This window comes from Streptomyces sp. enrichment culture (assembly GCF_964273145.1).
Taxonomy (GTDB): Bacteria; Actinomycetota; Actinomycetes; order Streptomycetales; family Streptomycetaceae; genus Streptomyces.
In genome coordinates this window covers 2,400,629-2,417,587 of sequence record NZ_OZ186873.1, presented here as the reverse complement: position 1 = coordinate 2,417,587, position 16,959 = coordinate 2,400,629, and the positions used below count along the sequence as shown (strand labels likewise).

The window sequence follows — 16,959 nt, the reverse complement described above, 5'->3', positions numbered from 1 at the left end:
GCAGAGGGGTACCCCGCGGCGTGGGGGATGAAAAAGCCTGCCTACGCCGGTCGGCCCCGGCGGAGCAGACGCCGGAGCCTGCGGCGTGCCACGGCCGCGGCTGCGCGCGCCCCGGGGGCCACTCGCAGGGCCAGCGCGCCGGAGTGCGTGGCGTACGGCTGGACGAGCAGCACGCCGTGCCGGACGCTCGGCAGGGCGCGGCGGCGCAGCAGGCCGGCACCTGTGAGCGCGTGCGCCGTGACCTCACGGCTCGCGCCGTCGCGGAAGCGCAGACGCAGGAACAGGTCCCAGGTGCCCGCTCCCGGCGCCGCCAGCGCCGTGGGGTCCACGTCCGCCTCGGCCGTCCAGGCGGACTCGCCGGCCCCCTCGGCTCCCGCGGGCGCCGGTGCGGGAACCACCGTCCGGCACGGACCCGGCCGCCCGTCCTCCCGGCGCCGCCACTCCACCTCCACCGCCTGCGGGCCGCCGGCCTCGGCCAGACGGCCGTACAGATCGTGCAGCCGCAGCCGCAGCCGCAGCCGCAGTGGTGGCGGCGACGGGCGCGGCAGGGGCGGCGGCCCCACGCGGGTGGCGCGCGCGTGGGGGCGCAGTTCCGCGTCGACGGCGAGCGGCAGGGACCCGACCGGGCGGGCCAGCAGCGGCTCCAGGGTGACCTCGGGCAGGTCGGCGGACCAGACGGGCGTGCCGTCGGGGGCGCGGGCGTAGGGGGGCGGCAGCCGGGCCGGACGGGACGCCAGCTCCCGCAGGCGGGGCAGGTCGCGCGGTTCGGGGGAGGCCAGGACGACCCGGCCGACGAGGCGTCCCGGCGAGGCCGGAGCGCGTTCCCAGTCGGCCGCGTCGTACTCGGCGAGGTACGCCCGCGTGTGCTCCCACCACGCGCGCTGGTAGTGCGCGTCGCGCAACCCCAGTTCGCGCACGTACATCCGCAGCTCGTGGTCGAGGAACTTGCCGCGCGCCGCCCGCGCGAGCTCCTCCTCCCCGGCGGCCAGCAGGATCGCGTGGGCCGCCCGGCACGCCCGCGTGCGCGCCCGCCAGTTGTCGATGCCGGCCCGGTCCAGGGAGATCGACAGCCGTTCGGCGGACCGGCGGACGTGCCAGACGTACACCCGGTCCGGGACGAGCGCGACGCGCGGCGAGGCGGCCAGTACGCGCGCGGTGAAGACGACGTCCTCGTAGGGGAAGCGGCCCTCGGGGAACCGGATGCCGTGCGCGCGCAGGAAGTCCGTGGCGTAGAGCTTGTTGACGCACAGCGTGTCGCGGACCAGGTGCGGGCGCAGCGCGGGGCGCTCGACGACGGCCCGCGCCGCGTAGAGCGGCGCCTGCCACGGCACCTCGCGCCCCGAGGGCAGCTCACGGCGCACGCACAGTCCGCTCGCGACCTGTGCGCCCTCCGCGCGCGCCGCCGCCAGCAGCGTGTCCACCGCACCGGGCGCAAGTACGTCGTCGCTGTCCAGGAACATCACGTACGGGGACGTCGCCGCGTCCGCCCCCGTGTTGCGCGGGGTGCCGCAGCCCCCGCTGTTGGCCGGGAGCCGGACGACCCGGAGCCGGGCGTCCGACGCCGCGAGCCGGGCGAGCAGTTCCGCGCTGCCGTCCGTCGAGCAGTCGTCGACGGCGATGACCTCGCGGACGGCCGGGCCCTGCGCGAGCGCCGACCGCACGGCGTCCGCCACGTGGTCCGCGTCGTCGTACCCGATGACGACGACGGTGACGGCGCCCCGGGGGCGGGGGGACGGGGACATGACGGCCTGCCTCCCTGCGCGCGGGCCGGCCGGAACGCCGGCGCGAGGTGGGGATCGTGCGCCGTATGGATGCCCCGTGGACCCGGCCGGCCGGCGAAGCGCGGCGAAACGTCATTCGATCGCCCGCGACCAGGCGCGTGACGGGCGGGGCGCGGGGACCGGCGAACCGGGGGGCGGCGGGCCGGGCGGGTGCCACGGCCGTGGAGGGGTGCCGCGTGCCCGTGACGCGGCGGTGCGCACCCGGGGATGATCCTCCGGTTCCGCCTCCGCCGTCCGCTCGCGGGCCGCCCGGTGACCGGGGCCGGCCGCCCGGTCACCGGCCGCCGGGCTCCCGCGGCAGGGCCGCCGCCGCGTCCAGCGCGTCGGTGAGCCGGTCGAGGCGGGCCCGCAGGTCGCGGATCTCGTCGAGGTCGAAACCGGTCGCGGCGACGATCCGGCGCGGCACCTCCAGCGCTCGCTCGCGCAGCGCCTCGCCCTCCCCGGTCGGTCCCACCCGGACCGACCGCTCGTCGCGCGCGCTGCGCTCCCGCCGTACGAGACCGGCCGCCTCCAGCCTCTTGAGCAGGGGCGAGAGCGTGCCGGAGTCGAGCCGCAGGTGCTCGCCGAGCTTCTTCACCGGCAGTTCGCCGTGCTCCCAGAGCACCAGCATCACCAGGTACTGCGGATAGGTGAGCCCGAGATCCTTCAGCAGCCCGCGGTAGACCCCGCCGAAGGCGCGCGAGGCCGCGTTCAGGGAGAAGCAGATCTGCTGGTCGAGGCGGAGCCAGTCCGCTGCGGGCGTGGTCATGCCTCCAGAATAGCTCTTACCCCCAATTCAGTTGTGCGCAACTGAATTGCGTGCTCTACTTGTGCTCGGTGGGCGGCCCGGCCGCCCCGCGACGATCTCGGCGATTTCGATGAACTTGACGATCTCGATGAACTCGATGAAAAGGGACGGACTTCCATGGACACGCTCTACACCGCCGCCGCCACCGCCACCCACGGCCGCGACGGCCGCGCCGTCAGCTCCGACGGCAGGCTGGACCTCGCGCTCAGCGCCCCGGTGGAGCTGGGCGGCGACGGGCGGGGCACCAACCCGGAGCAGCTGTTCGCCGCCGGTTACGCCGCCTGCTTCGGCAGCGCCCTCGCGCTCGTCGGCCGGCGGGCGAAGGTCGACGTCGGTGACGCCGCGGTGACCGCCGAGGTCGGCCTCGGCAGGCAGGGCGAGGGCTTCGGGCTCGCCGTCACCCTCCGCGTCGAGCTGCCCGACACCGTGGACGAGGCCACCGGCCGCAAGCTGGTCGAGCAGGCCCACCAGGTCTGCCCCTACTCCCAGGCCACCCGCGGCAACGTCCCGGTCGACCTCGTCGTCGAGTAGGTCCTCCCCGGGCGGCCCCGGTCCCCGACCCGCGCCAGCACCTCCCCCGTCCGTCCACTCCGCGCCACCACCACCGCCTCCTCCGGCACCGGGTGCCAGCGCGTCAGCAGCAGCCAGCGCACGCGGTGGCGGCGGACGACGGCGGCGCGCAAGGCGGGGGTGGAGTCGCGGGCGAGATAGGCGCGGACGTCGGCGGCCCGCCGCAGGCGCTCCCGCTCGTCCAGGGCCGGGTCCGGCCAGGCGGGCGCGGCGAGGTTGGGGCCGTACCCGGCGATGGCGTGGACGGCGTAGTAGCCGTCGGTGATCACGACCTCGCCGGGCCGGATGTGCCGTGCCGCCCAGTCGTACGACGGCCAGCGCGGCGGCTGCTCGAAGCCGACCGGGTCCAGGGCGGACGGCACCACCGCGCCCGCGTGCACCGTGAGGAACCCGGCGCAGGCCCCCGCGGTCGCCGCCCAGCCCAGCAGGTGCCTGCGGCGGCCCCACGGCCGGGGCGCCGCCAGCTCCACGGCGAGGGCGAACTGCAGGGGCACCAGCGTGAGCCCGAGGATCCGGCCGTAGGTGTAGTGGCCGCTGAACCACCCGTACGCCACCACCGCGCCCTCCAGGGCGAACATCAGCACGAGCGGGTCCCGGGGGGAGCGCCGCCCGCGCAGCCACAGCGCCGGCAGCCCGAGCAGCGCCAGCCAGAACTGCCCGGGCAGGTTCAGGTAGAGCGTGCGGTGCATCGCGTCCACGCTGTCGTCCCCGGCCAGTGCCAGCACGTCGAAGTACGGCCAGGACAGCGCGACCGCCAGCGCCGCCCCCGCCGCCGGCGCCCAGCGTCCGGCGACCGCGCCCCGCCACCCGCGCTGCCACCCGGCGACGAGGGCCAGGGCGCCCAGCGCCGCCGCCACCGACGTGATCGGGTGCACCAGCAGGATCACGCCGTACAGCACGCCGAGCCCCGCGTACCCGGCGAAACCGGGCAGCCCGCTCGGGCCCACGTACCGCAGGCGCCCCGCGTTGCGCGCCCGCGACCCGGTCAGCGCCCAGGCCCAGAAGGTGAGCCCGATGGCGAACGCGGACGGATAGCCGAGGTTGCCCGTCATCGACATCAGTCCGAGGTAGCCGCTCCACCAGGCCCGTTCGGTGCCCCACAGCAGCGTCATCGCCGCCAGCGCGAGCACCGGCGCCCACGGCCGCGGCGTCAGCACCCGCACGAAGCGGCCGATGCCGGTCAGCAGCACGAGCAGGTTCAGCGGTCCGGCGAGCCGCAGCACCGCCCACCCGTCGAGCCCCGTCAGCCGGGCGAACGCGCCCTGCGCGACCGCGTACGGCGAGTAGTACGCGCTGCCGGCGCCCGGCAGGTCGGCCATCGGGTGGCGCGGGTGGAGCAGGTCGGCCTTGAGGCGTTCGACGACCGCCGCGTGCTGGCCCGCGTCGCAGCACAGCGGCACCCGCCAGTACGCCACCGTCATCACCAGCCAGAACAGGAAGCCGAAGGCCTGGTAGGGGGTGGGGCGCCGGATGCGGCCGCCGCGCGGCGCCGTGGCGCCGCGCGCGGTCCGCCGGACGAGGACGCCGGCGCTCACCGGACTTTGGAGGCAGGGGGCATGTCGGGCATTTGCCGTATGTTCCCGGTAGGGTCAACGGCTTGACCTCACGTCACCTCATCGAGTGAGTCGGGTCTGGCGGGCACCCCGCGCCCCGCTCAGCCCACCGGCTCCGTCCGGCCGGCGTGCCCCTGCGCCGGCACCGGAACCCGGGCCCGCACCACCGGCTCCAGCAGCAGCGGGATCCCGACCACCGGAAGCAGCCACGCCAGGACGATCAGCCGCTCGCCCCAGATGTTGATGTCCGGGTGCGCGGCCTGGGTGAGGAAGCCGGTGGCCGCCGCCGCGACCAGGAAGCCGCCGAACACCGGCCGCCGCAGCGCACCCCACACCCCCGCGCCCAGCGCCGCCGCGAACAGCGGCTGCCACGCCTGCCGCCGCAGCCACTCCAGCCAGAAGTTCCCCTGCAACCGCCAGAACTCCGGCCACGGATCCGCCCGGTCGGGCCGGGCGAAGTGATCCGTGAGCAGGTCCTGGAGACTGTCGGACTCCGACGGGTAGTGCAGCAGCCGCGCCAGCACCACCGTCCCGAGCGCGGCGCCCAGCCCGATCGCGCCGAGCGCCGGCACCCCCCGGCCGGACGGCCGGCCGCGCCGCCGGCGCCGTACGGCGATCAGCGCGCCCGCCGCCGCCAGGCACACCCCGAGGAACAGCGCCTGGGAGTGCTTGACGGTGAACAGCGCGGCCAGCGCACCGCCCACCAGCGCGAACCCCACCCGCTCCCGACGCCCCTCCAGGACCAGCGCGCAGCCCCACAGCGCCGCCAGCGTCAGCGCCAGCAGCAGCCCCTCGGTCATCGGGCGCATCGCGGTCGTCCCGCACGGCAGCACGTAGTACAGCGCCTGCCCGGTCAGGGCGAGCGGCACCGGCACCGACAGGGTGCGCAGCACCAGGAAGACGAGGACACCGCCCGCCGCCGCGATCACCACGCTCGCCGCCCACAGCCCCCACGTCACGCCGAACGCGGTGACGAAGGGCACCAGGAACGCCGGGTAGCCGGGCCGCGCCTCGAAGATCCGCATGAAGCGTTCCGACATGAACGGCACGGTGTGCCCGCCGGTCTGCCCGGCCCGCAGCCGCGTCTCCACCGCCCTCCACTCGCGCGCGTGGCACGTCGAGGCGATGCGCGTGGTGGGGGCGGGCCGGTGGAAGTGCACCACGTGCACGCTCTGCGCGCGACGCGCCTGCGACGCCTTGCCCGCGCAGACGTAGTCGATGACGGACCCGGCGGTCTCCCGCTTGCCCTCGCCGCTCAGGCTCAGGGCGTACGCCAGGTAGTTCTTGGTGTCGGGGGTGTCCCGGCCGGTGACGTTCGCCAGCTGGACCACGGCGAACAGCGCGGCCAGGACCAGCACCCAGGCGCGCGGCCTCACGGCGAGGCCAGTGCGTCGCGGTCGGCGGCGGGCACCCGGCGGGCCCGGGGGATCCCCGTGGGCCCGGTCACCGGCTCGCCCAGCATCAGCGTCCGCACCACCCGCTCGGCGGCCCGCCCGTCGTCGTACTCGCAGAACCGGTCCCGGAAGGCGGACCGCAGGCGTGCCGCCTCCTCGTCCCGCCACGTCCCGGAGTCCAACAGCCACGCCAGCTCCCGGTAGGAGCGGGCGACATGGCCCGGCGCCTCGGCGGTGATGTCGAAGTAGGCGCCGCGGCTCGCCGTGTACGCGTCCCAGTCGTCGGCGTACACGACGATCGGCCGGTCCAGGTTGGCGTAGTCGAACATCAGGGCGGAGTAGTCGGTGAGCAGGACGTCCGAGGCGAGCATCAGCTCCTCGACGTGCGGCTCGTCCGTCGCGTCGATCACGATGCCGCGCCGGTGCAGCTCCGACAGGCCCAGGCCGCGCGCCGGGCCGGCCGCGAGGGAGGGGTGCAGGCGCACGACCAGGGTGCGGCCCTCGCCGAGGTCGCGCGCGAGGCGGGCCACGTCCAGCCGCTCGACCAGCCCGCCCCGGCGGTAGTCCCGCCGGGTCGGCGCGTACAGCACGACGGTGTGGCCGTCGGGGACGCCGAGCCGGGCGCGGGTCTCCCGGCCCGCGTCCGGGTCCGCGCCGACCAGCACGTCGTTGCGCGGGCTGCCGGTGCGCAGGGAGGTGAAGTGGCAGGGGTAGGCCCGCTCCCACACCCGCTCCGAGTACCGGTTGGCGACCAGGCTGTAGTCCCAGCGGTCGGCGCGGCGCAGCATCTGCGGCACGTCGACGCCGAGCCGGGCGCCGGGCTTGTCCAGCAGGTCGGCGCCCATGTACTTCAGCGGGGTGCCCTGGTGGGTGTGGATGTGGACGCTGCCGGGCCGCTTGGCCAGCGAGCCGGGCCAGTTGACGTTGTTGACGAAGAACGTGGCCCGCTCGGTCACCCGCCGGTAGCGCGCGGTGCCGAGGACGACGTGCTCGACGCCGGGCGGGAGCAGGGCCGCCTGCTCCTCGTCCCGGACCACCCACACCCCGCGCAGGTGCGGGGCAATCTCCCTGGCCTTGTGGTAGATCGCCGCCGGGTCGCCGAGCACGCCCCGGTGCGAGAACGCCGAGTACACGGCGAGGTGCGGATCGAGGGGGCGGCGGGCGCCGAGCACCGACCGGGCGCGGCCCAGCCGGGCGTCCGCCGCCGCGCGCGCCCGCTGCGCCCGCCGCCCCAGCTCGCGCCGGGCCCGCCCCGACTGCCGCCACAGCACGTAACCGGCCCAGCCGCCCTCCAGCACCCGCAGTTCCTTGGGGACCGGGGCGCCCTCGGGCTTGTGCGCGCGGAACATCTCGGCCGTACGGCGGAAGAACTCGGCCTTGTCACGGGGCGGCAGCCGGTCCGGCTTGGCCAGGATGTCCAGGCAGTGCTCGCCCATCTTGGCGTGCAGGTACGGCCGCCACCGCGCCAGCTCCGGACGGGAGTCGACGTACGCGAACACGCGCGCGTACTGCTCGTGGACGTCGAAGTGCTTGCGGCTGGTGGTGGACAGGATGTTGCCCTGGCGGCGCTGCCGGTAGTTCAGGCAGATCCGGTCCAGCGTCGCGATCCGCCCGGCGGTGAGCATCACCGGGAACGTCCACGGCGTGTCCTCGTAGTAGCCCGGCGGGAAGGCGAAGCCCTCCCGCTCGACGAAGTCGCGCCGGTAGGCCTTGTTCCACACCACCATCAGCAGGTCGAGGATCTGCGGGTACTCGACGGCGGTGAACGTGCCCCCGCCGGCCTCGGCGAGGAGGTGCGCGAGCACGTTGCGGCGGGTGCCGCCCCACCAGTAGGTGCGGGCGTAGTCGAAGACCAGCACGTCCGGGTCGCCGGTCTCCTCCAGCCGGTCGGCCATCGCGCGCAGGGCGCCGGGGGTGAGGGTGTCGTCGCTGTCGAGGAAGAGGAGGTAGTCGCCGGTGGCGTGCGGCATCCCGGCGTTGCGGGCGGGGCCGAGGCCGACGTTCTCCCTCAGGTGCAGCACGCGCAGGCGGTCGTCGCGGGCCGCGTACTCGTCGAGGATGGCGCCGCAGCCGTCCGGCGAGCAGTCGTCCACGGCGATCACCTCGATGTCCCGGTGGGACTGCCCGAGGACCGAGTCGAGGCACTCGCGCAGGAAGCCCTGCACCTTGAAGCAGGGGAGGATGACGCTGAAGCGGGGCACTGCGGGTCAGCTCCTTACCAGGGTGGCGGCGGCGGGGGCCGGGACGCGCTCGGCGAGCGGGACGACGGGCGGGATCGCCTCCGGCGGCTCGCCGAGCAGCACCCGGCGCACGACCCGCTCGGCGGCCCGGCCGTCGTCGAACTCGCAGAACCGCTCCCGGAACGCGGCCCGCAGCGCCGCCGACTCGGCGCCCGCGTAGGAGCCGTCGGCGAAGATCCGCGCCAGCTCCTCGGGCGTGCGGGCCACCGGGCCGGGCGGCGCCGCCGGCAGGTCGAAGTAGACGCCCCGCGTCTCGCGGTAGACCTCCCAGTCGTCGGCGTACACGACGATCGGCCGGTCCAGGTTGGCGTAGTCGAACATGATCGACGAGTAGTCGGTGACCAGTGCGTCGGCGGCCAGGCACACGTCCTCGGAGGAGGGGTGCGCGGTGACGTCGATGATCCGGCCGCTGCCGCCGTGCCTGCCGCCCCGGTCGTAGAAGTAGTGGGCGCGCAGCAGGACGACGACGTCCTCGCCGGCCGCCTCGCAGAACGCCTCCAGGTCCAGGCCGCCGGTGCCGAAACCAGTCCGGTGGTCGCGGTGCGTGGGCGCGTACAGGACCGCCGTCTTGCCCTCCGGGACGCCCAGTTCGCGGCGGACGCGGGCCACGTCGTCGGCGGTCGCCGTGTAGTAGACGTCGTTGCGCGGGTAGCCGTACTCCAGCTGCTCGTAGGAGCCGGGGAAGGCGCGCTCCCACGTCTGGGTGGAGTGGCGGTTGGAGGACAGGTTGTAGTCCCAGCGGTCCACCCGGCCCAGCAGCTTGGTGAAGCTGCCGCTGGCCGCGGCGACCACCGGGTACGGGGACTGGTCGACGCCCATCGTCTTCAACGGCGTGCCGTGCTGGGTCTGCAGGTGCACGCTGCCGCGGCGCTTGACCACGCCCTCGGCGAAGTTGGCGTTGTTGACCAGGTACGCGGCGCGGGCCAGCACCCGCCAGTAGCGGCGGCTGCCGATCACCGCGTGGTCGACCCCGTCCGGCACGGCGTGTTCCCGGCCGGGCTCGACGAGGAACACCGCGCGCAGGTGGGGGGCGAGTTCGCGGGCCTTGGCGTGGATCGCGGCCGGGTTGCAGGCGTAGCCGCGCCCCCAGTACGCGCAGTACACGACGAGGTTCGCGTCGAGGGGGCGGCGCAGGTGCCACCGGTACAGCAGGCGGGTGCGCAGCCCGCGCGGGCGGGGCAGGCCCCGGAGCGCGTGCGTCGCCGCCCGGTTGGCGCCGCGCAGCGCGCGGAACGCCGCGTACGACCCGCAGGCCAGCAGCCGGTGCTGCACGCCCAGCCGCCCGGCCGGGGGGCGGAAACCGGCGGGGCGGTGGCGGCGGTGGAGCGCGCAGGCCCGGCGGAAGAAGGCGCGGCGCCCCTTCGGCAGGCGCCGCGGATGCGTGGCCGTCCTCAGGATCGCCGCGAAGAGGTGCTCGAACAGGAGGGTGAGGCGCGCGGCGGGCAGCCCCCGCTCGGCCGCCCGCGTGAGCAGCAGGTCGGCCTGGTCGAGCAGGTCGGTGTGGTGCGGGCCCGGCAGGTTCAGCCGGCTGCCCTGGCGGCGCACCAGATGCCGTACGACCACGGAACGCAGTACGGCCATGCGCGTGGCGCACGCCGCGGCCAGGCCGCCGAAACCGACGTCGGTGAAGTGCCCCTCGGGGAAGCGCAGGCCGTGCTCGGTGAGGAAGGCGCGGCGGTGGGCGGCGCTCCAGGCCGGCAGCCGCACACCGGTCAGGTGCGGCGCGGCGTCGGGGGGGAAGGCCCCGCGCGGTGTCTTCGCCAGCAGCGGCGCGGCCGGGTTGACGGGCTCGCCCTCCCACCAGGGCACGCGTTCGTGCTCGAAGTACAGCACGTCGACGTCGCCGGTCTCGGCCAGCCGCGCGTCCAGCGCCGCCAGCGCCCCCGGCGCGAGGACGTCGTCGCCGTCGAGGAAGAGCAGGTACGCGCCGGTCGCCGCCCGCATCCCGGCGTTGCGCGCCCCGGCCAGACCGGCCGACGGAGGGGAGTACACGGGCGCCACCCGGGCGTCCCGCTCGGCGAGGGCGGCGGCGACGTCCGCCGCCGCGCAGTCCGGTGCGTCGCAGACCGGGATCAGCTCGAAGTCGCCCAATGACTGGGCGAGGACCGAGTCCAGCGCCTGGGACAGGCGGCCCGCGACCCCATGGGACGGGACGATGATGCTGAAGCGGGGCATTCTGCTCTCCCTGTCGTCGTTCTTCACGGGCTTCACGGGCTTCACGGGCCGCCGCCTCAGCCGGCGCGGCGGCGGCCGGGCCGGCCCGCCGGCCGCCGGGCGGGCGGTCCGGCCGGAGCGGGCCGCGACGAGCTGCGGGGCATGCGGACTCCCGAGGGGGACAACGGCGGTCAGAGGCTCTCGGTGACGGTGTGGGGACCGGCGGGTTGCGGCACGGTGGCGGGCGGGACACCCGCGGTGGACGCCGCGGCACCCGGAGCCGGGCGCCACGCGGCCGGCGGCACCAGGGGCGGCAGGTCGCTCTCCCCGAGCACGACCCGCCGTACGACGCGTTCGGCGACGCGCCCGTCGTCGTACGGGCAGAAGCGCTCGCGGAAGGCCCGGCGCAGCCGGGTGGCGTGCGAGCCGCGCCAGTGGCCGGTGGCGAAGAGGTCGACCAGCTCGTCCTCGCCGCGGGCGACCGCACCCGGCGGACAGGAGCGCAGGTCGACGCAGGCGCCGCGGGCGGCCTCCAGCGCCTCCCCGTCGCCGGCGCACAGGACGATCGGCCGGTCCAGGACCGCGTAGTCGAACACCAGGGGCGAGCAGTCGGTCAGCAGGACGTCCGAGGCCAGGCAGAGCGACTCCACGCGCGGGTGGCCGCCGACGTCGATGACGCGGTCCGTACCGGGGACGAGCGGGCCGCCGTACGGGGAGCGGGGACGGGCCAGCACCACGAAGTGCGGGCCGAGGCGGCGCAGGACGCGCTCCAGGTCGAGGCCGGGACCCCCGGCGCGGTCGTGGTGGCCGCGGTCGGCCGGCGCGTACAGGATCGCGACCGCGCCCTCGGGGACGCCGAGCACCGAGCGCAGCCGGGCCACGTCCGCGGCCGTCGCCCGGTGGAGGACGTCGGTGCGGGGGCGGCCGTACTCCAGCGTGGTGCAGCGGCCGGGGAGGACGCGCTGCCAGGTCAGGGTGGAGTGGCGGTCGGCGGACACGACGTGGTCCCAGGTGTCGACGTCGCGCAGCAGCCGGGCCACGTCCGCGGCGCGGGCCGCCGGGTGCGGGAGGAGGTCCGGCCCGGTGGGCCGTAACGGGGCGCCGCGCGGGGTGTGGACGACGACCTGGCCGCGGCGCTTGACCAGGCGGCCGCCGAGGCGGGTGTCGTGCACGACGTACCGGGAGCGGGCCAGCGCTGTGAGGGCGGCGGCCGTGCCCGGGGCGAGGCGGCGCGGGCCGGGCGGGAGGGTGTGGTGGAGTGCGGGAGGGGCGATCCAGGCGGTGCGCACGTGCGGGGCGAACTCGCGGAACGCCTGCTCCAGCGCGCCCGGGTCGCCGCCGCACCCCCGGCCGTCGTGGGCGGTGAAGACGGCGCGGTCGGCGCGCAGGGGGAGGAGGCGCTGGAGGCGGTGGTGCAGCCACAGGACGGCGGCGCGCGTGGCGCGCAGGAGGACGGCGAGGCCCTTCGACGCGCCGCGGACCGGGGCCGAGGCCCGGCGCAGGGTCCGGTGGGTGCGGTACAGGCCCAGGCGGAGCAGGGCGTGGCGCAGGCGGACGCGCGGCGGGGCGGCGGCGCGGGGGACGCGGTGGCGGCGGCAGTGGGCGCGGGCCCGGCGCAGGAACTCGGTCCGCGTCCCGCGCGGGAGGAGGCCGGGCCGGTCGGCCAGCGCCGCCAGGTGGCCGGCCATGCGGCGGTACAGCACCGGCCGCCAGGGGGCCAGGCGGGGGTCGGAGTCCAGGAACGCGAAGAGGCGGTCGTACTGCGCGAAGACGTCGAAGTGGTGCGCGCCGGGCGTGGCCAGGGCGTCGCCGTACCGGCGCCGCCGGTGGTGCACGCACACCCGGTCCAGGGCCGCGATCGACTCCGCCCTCAGCAGCACCGGGCAGGTCCACGGCGTGTCCTCGTAGTGGCCCGGCGGGAAGGCGAAGCCCTCCCGGGCGACGAACGCGCGGCGGCAGACCTTGTCCCAGACCGGTGCGGGCGCGGACAGCAGCCCCGGACGGTCGGCCAGGCGGAACGGGGCCGGTCCGGAGGCGGCCGGCCGGACGGCGGCGTCACCGCGGACGGGCTCGTCCGACCAGTCCACCCGCGCCCAGCCGTGCACCAGGACGTCCGGCTCGCCGGTCTCCCGCAACCGGGCGGCGACGGCCCGCAACGCGCCCGGGGTGAGGGTGTCGTCGCCGTCGAGGAAGAGCAGGTAGTCGCCCCTGGCCCGCTCCATCCCGGCGTTGCGGGCGGGGCCCGGGCCCTGGTTCCGCGGCAGGTGCACGGCCCGTACGCGCGGATCGCGGGCCGCGAACTCGTCGACGATCTCGCCGCAGGCGTCCGGCGAGCCGTCGTCCACCGCGATCAGTTCCAGGTCCGGCCACGACTGGGAGAGCACCGATTCCAGGCACGCGTGCAGATACGCCTGGACCTGGTACGCGGGGACGATGACACTGAACCGGGGCACGGGGACATCCATGGGTCGTCACGGGCGTTCGGCCCGGGAACGGCCAATGGAGTGACGGGGTTACGGCCCCTACGGCATACGGGGGACACGGGACCGGCGGGACGCGGGCGGCGCGTGTACGGCGTCCTGGGCACGGGGAGCGCGGGCGCGGGCGGCACGCGGGCGGAGTGCGGCGGCGCGTGTACGGCGAGGGGCGGGCCGTGTCCGGCCCGCCCCCGGCACCGCCTTTCCGGGGCCTACTTGACCGCGCCCGCCATCACGCCGGACACGAACTGCCGCTGGAACGCGAAGAACACGGCCAGCGGGATCACCATGGAGATGAACGCGCCGGGCGCCAGCACGTCGACGTTGTTGCCGAACTGCCGGACCTGCGTCTGGAGCGCGACCGTGATCGGCTGGTTCCCGGAGTCCGCGAAGATCAGCGCGACCAGCATGTCGTTCCACACCCACAGGAACTGGAAGATGCCCAGGCTCGCGATGGCCGGCCCGCCCAGCGGCATCACCACGCGTGCGAACAGCCGCAGTTCGCCGGCGCCGTCCAGCCGCGCCGCCTCCAGCAGCTCCTTGGGGATCTCCGCGAAGAAGTTCCGCAGCAGGAACACCGCGAACGGCAGGCCGAACCCGACGTGGAACAGGACCACGCCGGCGATCGAGCCGAACAGGCCGATGTTCCCGAAGAGTTCGGCGATCGGGATGAGCGCCACCTGTACCGGCACCACCAGCAGCCCGACCACGCCGAGGAACCACCAGTCGCGGCCGGGGAACTCCATCCACGCGAACGCGTAGCCCGCCAGGGAGCCGATGACGACGACGAGCACGGTCGCCGGGACCGTGATCAGCGCCGTGTTGACGAGCGAATCGGTGATGTCGCCGTTCTCCAGCAGCTGTTCGTAGCTCTCGAACGTCAGCCGGGACGGTTCGGTGAGCACCTTCCACCAGCCGTCGGCCGCCATGTCCTGCGGGGTGCGCAGCGAGGACAGCAGCAGGCCGACCGTCGGCATCAGCCAGAACAGGCCGACGACGAGGAGGAACACGCGCACCAGACCACCGCCGGCGCCCTGCGCGAGACGCGCGCCCAGGGACCGCCTCGCCCCGGCCGGCCCGGCCCCGGCCGCCTTCGCGACCGCCCCGGACCGCTCCTGTGCCGTCATCGCCGCACCTCCCGCCTGAGCCGACGGATGTTGAACCACATCACCGGGATGACGAGCAGCAGCAGGAACACCGCGATGGCGCTGGCGATGCCCGGCTGGTCCACCGCGAAGCCCTTGCGGTACAGCTCCAGGGCGAGCACGTTCGCGTCGTCCTGGGAGGAACCGGGGGCGATGATGAAGACCAGGTCGAACACCTTCAGCACGTTGATCATCAAGGTGACGGTGACGACCGCGAGGACCGGCGCGAGCAGCGGCACCGTGACCTTGCGGAACACCTGCCACTCGCTGGCGCCGTCGACCCGGGCCGCCTCCAGCAGCTCCCGGGGGACGCCCGCCAGACCGGCCGCGATCAGCACCATCGCGAAGCCCGCCCACATCCACACGTACGCCCCGATGATCGCGGGTGTCACCAGCGACGGGCCGAGCCACTCCAGGCCGTTGTAGGGCTCCCTGAAGTTGTCGGCGGGCAGCCGCAGCAGCGCCCCGTCGGCCGCGGCGGGCAGCGTGAACGTGCCGTCGGCGGCGGCCTTCGCCGACGCGACGACCTCGCCGTCCTTGACGGCCTCGATCCTCATGCCGGGGTAGCCCAACTCGGAGGCGTCGACGCCGCCCAGCGTGCCCACGCCCTTGCCGCGGGTGAAGTCCTGCCAGGTGGTGCCGGTGACCTTGCCCGGCTCGGCCTCGGGCGCCGCGGCCCTCTCGGCGTCGTCGGGCATCACGTCGGGGGCCACGCCGACCAGCGGCAGCATGACGGGCTCGCCGGCGCGGACGGGCTCCTTGGTGACGAACGCGCCGCCGCCCGCGGCCTCCAGCGGCGACTCGCGGCCCGGGTGCGCCTTCGGGAACGCCGACGACTGCGCGAACGTGTCGTGCACGCCCACCCACACCGCGTTCGCCACTCCCTTGTCGGGGTCCTGGTCGTACACCAGGCGGAAGATGATGCCGGCCGCCAGCATCGAGATGGCCATGGGCATGAAGATGACCAGCTTGAAGGCCGTGCCCCAGCGCACCCGTTCGGTCAGCACCGCGAAGATCAGGCCGAGCGCGGTGGAGACCGCCGGCGCGAACACCACCCAGACGATGTTGTTCTTCAGGGCGGTGCGGACGCCGTCGTCGGTGAACAGGGCCCGGTAGTTGTCGAGTCCGGCGAAGCCGTCACCGGACTGGTCGTAGAAGCTGCGGACGAGCGAGTACCCGATCGGGTAGACCACGAGCGCGCCGAGCAGCACCAGCGCGGGCAGCAGGAACAGTGCCGCCACGGCCTTGCGGGTGCCGGTCACGCTCTTGCGCGACGGAGGAGCGGCAGGGGCCGGCGGGGCCCCTGCCGCGCTGGCCGGCTTCATCGCGTCAGCCTCCGTAGGCGGCGGCCGCGTCGGCCTCCAGCTTCCGCTGCGTGCCCGCGACGTCCTCGGGGTTCTTCAGGAAGTCCTGCAGGGCCTTCCACTCGCCCTTGCCGGGGGTGCCGCCGAAGGCCTGCGGGGCCTGGTCCGACATGTCGAAGCGGAAGTCGTCGCCGGCCGCGATCAGCGCCTCGGCGATCTTGCGCTGCACGGCATTGGGGTACGCCGACGCGTCCACGTTCTTGTTCGGGGAGAGGTAGCCGCCCAGCTTCGCCTGGATCGTCGCCGCGTCGGGGGAGGCCAGGAACGTGGCCAGGGCCTGCGCCGCCTCGGAGTCCTCCAGGATCACGGCCGCGTCGCCGCCGGAGACCACCGGCGCGGTGTCACCGACCGCCGGGAAGGGGAACACCTTGGCGTCCGTGCCGACCTCAGCCCCCGCCTCGTCTATGTTGACCTGCACGAAGTCGCCCTCGTAGACCATGCCCGCCTTGGGCTGGTCGCCGCCGGTGAAGGTCTGGGTCACCGAGGCCGGGAACTCCGTTTGCAACGCGCCGCGCGGGCCGCCCGCGACGTACTCCTCCTTGCCCCATATCTCGGCGAGGGTGGTCAGGGCCTCCTTCACCGAGGGGTCCGTCCACTTGATCTCGTGCTTGGCCAACTGGTCGTACTTCTCCGGGCCCGCCTGCGAGAGGTACACGTTCTCGAACCAGTCGGTGAGGGTCCAGCCCTCGGCGCCGCCGACGGAGAACGGGGTGACGCCGGAGTCGTAGACCGTCCGGGCGGTGGTCAGCAACTCGTCCCACGTCTTGGGCTCCTGGGCGCCGGCGTTCTCGAAGACCTGCGCGTTGTACCAGATCAGGGACTTGTTGGCGGCCTTGTAGTACACCCCGTACTGCTTGCCGTCGACCTTGCCGATGTCCTGCCAGCCCGGCGAGTAGTTCTCGCCGAGCTCCTTGAGCGCCTCGGCGCCCAGCGGCTTGGCCCAGCCCTTGTCGACGGCCTGCTTGATGGCGCCGGGCTGCGGCAGCATCGCGATGTCCGGCGGCTGGCCGCCCGCGATCTTCGAGCCGAGGAAGTTGATGATCGGGTCCTGGGCGGGGACGAAGGTCACCTTCGCACCCGTGCGCTTCTCGAACTCCGCGAGAACCTTCTTGAAGTTGGCCTGCTCGGTGCCGGTCCAGACGGCGGCGACCTCCAGGGAGGCGCCGTCCAGCCGGGGGAGGGTGACGGAGGCGGCCGTCTCCTTGTCGCCGCCCGGCCGCGCGCTCTCCTCGCCGTCGCCGTCGCCGTCGCCCCCGCACGCGGTGAGCGAGAACGCGAGCGCTCCCGCGGCGAGGGCGGTCACGGCCCTGGTGGTCCCGCTCGTGGTCCTGCGTGTCCGGATGGTGCTGCTCGTGGTGCGCATCACTGCCCCGTTCTTCGTTCCTCGTCGAACGTTCGGCGCTCTTCCGTGCGCTCTGTGTACGCCGGGGGAGTCGGGGGCGGCAAGAGCGCGACCGGGGTCCGGCGAGAGATCGTGATGCCCTCGTGACCAGG

The 16,959-nt window shown here is 74.9% G+C and carries 11 protein-coding genes; 1 reads left to right on the top strand and 10 read right to left on the bottom strand.

Annotated elements, in window-relative coordinates:
• Nucleotides 1-41: 41 nt before the first annotated feature.
• On the bottom strand, nt 42-1,742 hold the full coding sequence (locus tag ACSU6Z_RS10870; protein WP_437044756.1) for a glycosyltransferase family 2 protein: 1,701 nt from the start codon (nt 1,740-1,742) through the stop codon (nt 42-44).
• A gap of 313 nt (nt 1,743-2,055) precedes the next feature.
• Nucleotides 2,056-2,529, bottom strand: a complete 474-nt coding sequence (locus ACSU6Z_RS10865) for a MarR family winged helix-turn-helix transcriptional regulator (RefSeq protein ID WP_437044755.1) — start codon at nt 2,527-2,529, stop codon at nt 2,056-2,058.
• A gap of 156 nt (nt 2,530-2,685) precedes the next feature.
• On the opposite strand from ACSU6Z_RS10865, the gene ACSU6Z_RS10860 reads away from it, so the two are divergent.
• Nucleotides 2,686-3,099: an organic hydroperoxide resistance protein gene (locus tag ACSU6Z_RS10860; protein ID WP_437044754.1), complete on the top strand. Its 414-nt coding sequence runs from the start codon at nt 2,686-2,688 to the stop codon at nt 3,097-3,099.
• Here the strand turns inward: ACSU6Z_RS10860 and ACSU6Z_RS10855 are convergent.
• The 8 genes from ACSU6Z_RS10855 to ACSU6Z_RS10820 all read right to left on the bottom strand — a co-directional run bounded on the left by ACSU6Z_RS10855 (nt 3,048) and on the right by ACSU6Z_RS10820 (nt 16,828).
• Nucleotides 3,048-4,673 carry a hypothetical protein gene (locus ACSU6Z_RS10855; RefSeq protein ID WP_437044753.1) on the bottom strand — a complete coding sequence of 542 codons (1,626 nt, stop codon included), beginning with the start codon at nt 4,671-4,673 and terminating at the stop codon, nt 3,048-3,050. The two genes, ACSU6Z_RS10860 and ACSU6Z_RS10855, sit on opposite strands and share 52 nt — an antisense overlap.
• Before the next feature lie 119 nt (nt 4,674-4,792).
• Complete coding sequence (locus tag ACSU6Z_RS10850; protein ID WP_437044752.1) at nt 4,793-6,067, bottom strand: hypothetical protein; 1,275 nt, start codon at nt 6,065-6,067, stop codon at nt 4,793-4,795.
• Entirely contained in the window at nt 6,064-8,286 is a 2,223-nt protein-coding gene (locus tag ACSU6Z_RS10845; RefSeq protein ID WP_437044751.1) for a bifunctional glycosyltransferase/CDP-glycerol:glycerophosphate glycerophosphotransferase, read from the bottom strand. The genes ACSU6Z_RS10850 and ACSU6Z_RS10845 overlap by 4 nt, the downstream gene beginning before the upstream one ends.
• A 6-nt stretch (nt 8,287-8,292) precedes the next feature.
• Nucleotides 8,293-10,500: a bifunctional glycosyltransferase family 2 protein/CDP-glycerol:glycerophosphate glycerophosphotransferase gene (locus tag ACSU6Z_RS10840; RefSeq protein ID WP_437044750.1), complete on the bottom strand. Its 2,208-nt coding sequence runs from the start codon at nt 10,498-10,500 to the stop codon at nt 8,293-8,295.
• A 170-nt stretch (nt 10,501-10,670) separates the two neighbouring features.
• Nucleotides 10,671-12,932 carry a bifunctional glycosyltransferase/CDP-glycerol:glycerophosphate glycerophosphotransferase gene (locus ACSU6Z_RS10835; RefSeq protein WP_437044749.1) on the bottom strand — a complete coding sequence of 754 codons (2,262 nt, stop codon included), beginning with the start codon at nt 12,930-12,932 and terminating at the stop codon, nt 10,671-10,673.
• A 236-nt stretch (nt 12,933-13,168) separates the two neighbouring features.
• Nucleotides 13,169-14,083, bottom strand: a complete 915-nt coding sequence (locus tag ACSU6Z_RS10830; protein WP_437044748.1) for a carbohydrate ABC transporter permease — start codon at nt 14,081-14,083, stop codon at nt 13,169-13,171.
• Nucleotides 14,080-15,363: a carbohydrate ABC transporter permease gene (locus ACSU6Z_RS10825; protein ID WP_437044747.1), complete on the bottom strand. Its 1,284-nt coding sequence runs from the start codon at nt 15,361-15,363 to the stop codon at nt 14,080-14,082. Before ACSU6Z_RS10825 ends, ACSU6Z_RS10830 begins: the two co-directional genes overlap by 4 nt.
• Before the next feature lie 67 nt (nt 15,364-15,430).
• On the bottom strand, nt 15,431-16,828 hold the full coding sequence (locus tag ACSU6Z_RS10820) for an ABC transporter substrate-binding protein (protein ID WP_437044746.1): 1,398 nt from the start codon (nt 16,826-16,828) through the stop codon (nt 15,431-15,433).
• Between the last annotated feature and the right edge of the window lie 131 nt (nt 16,829-16,959).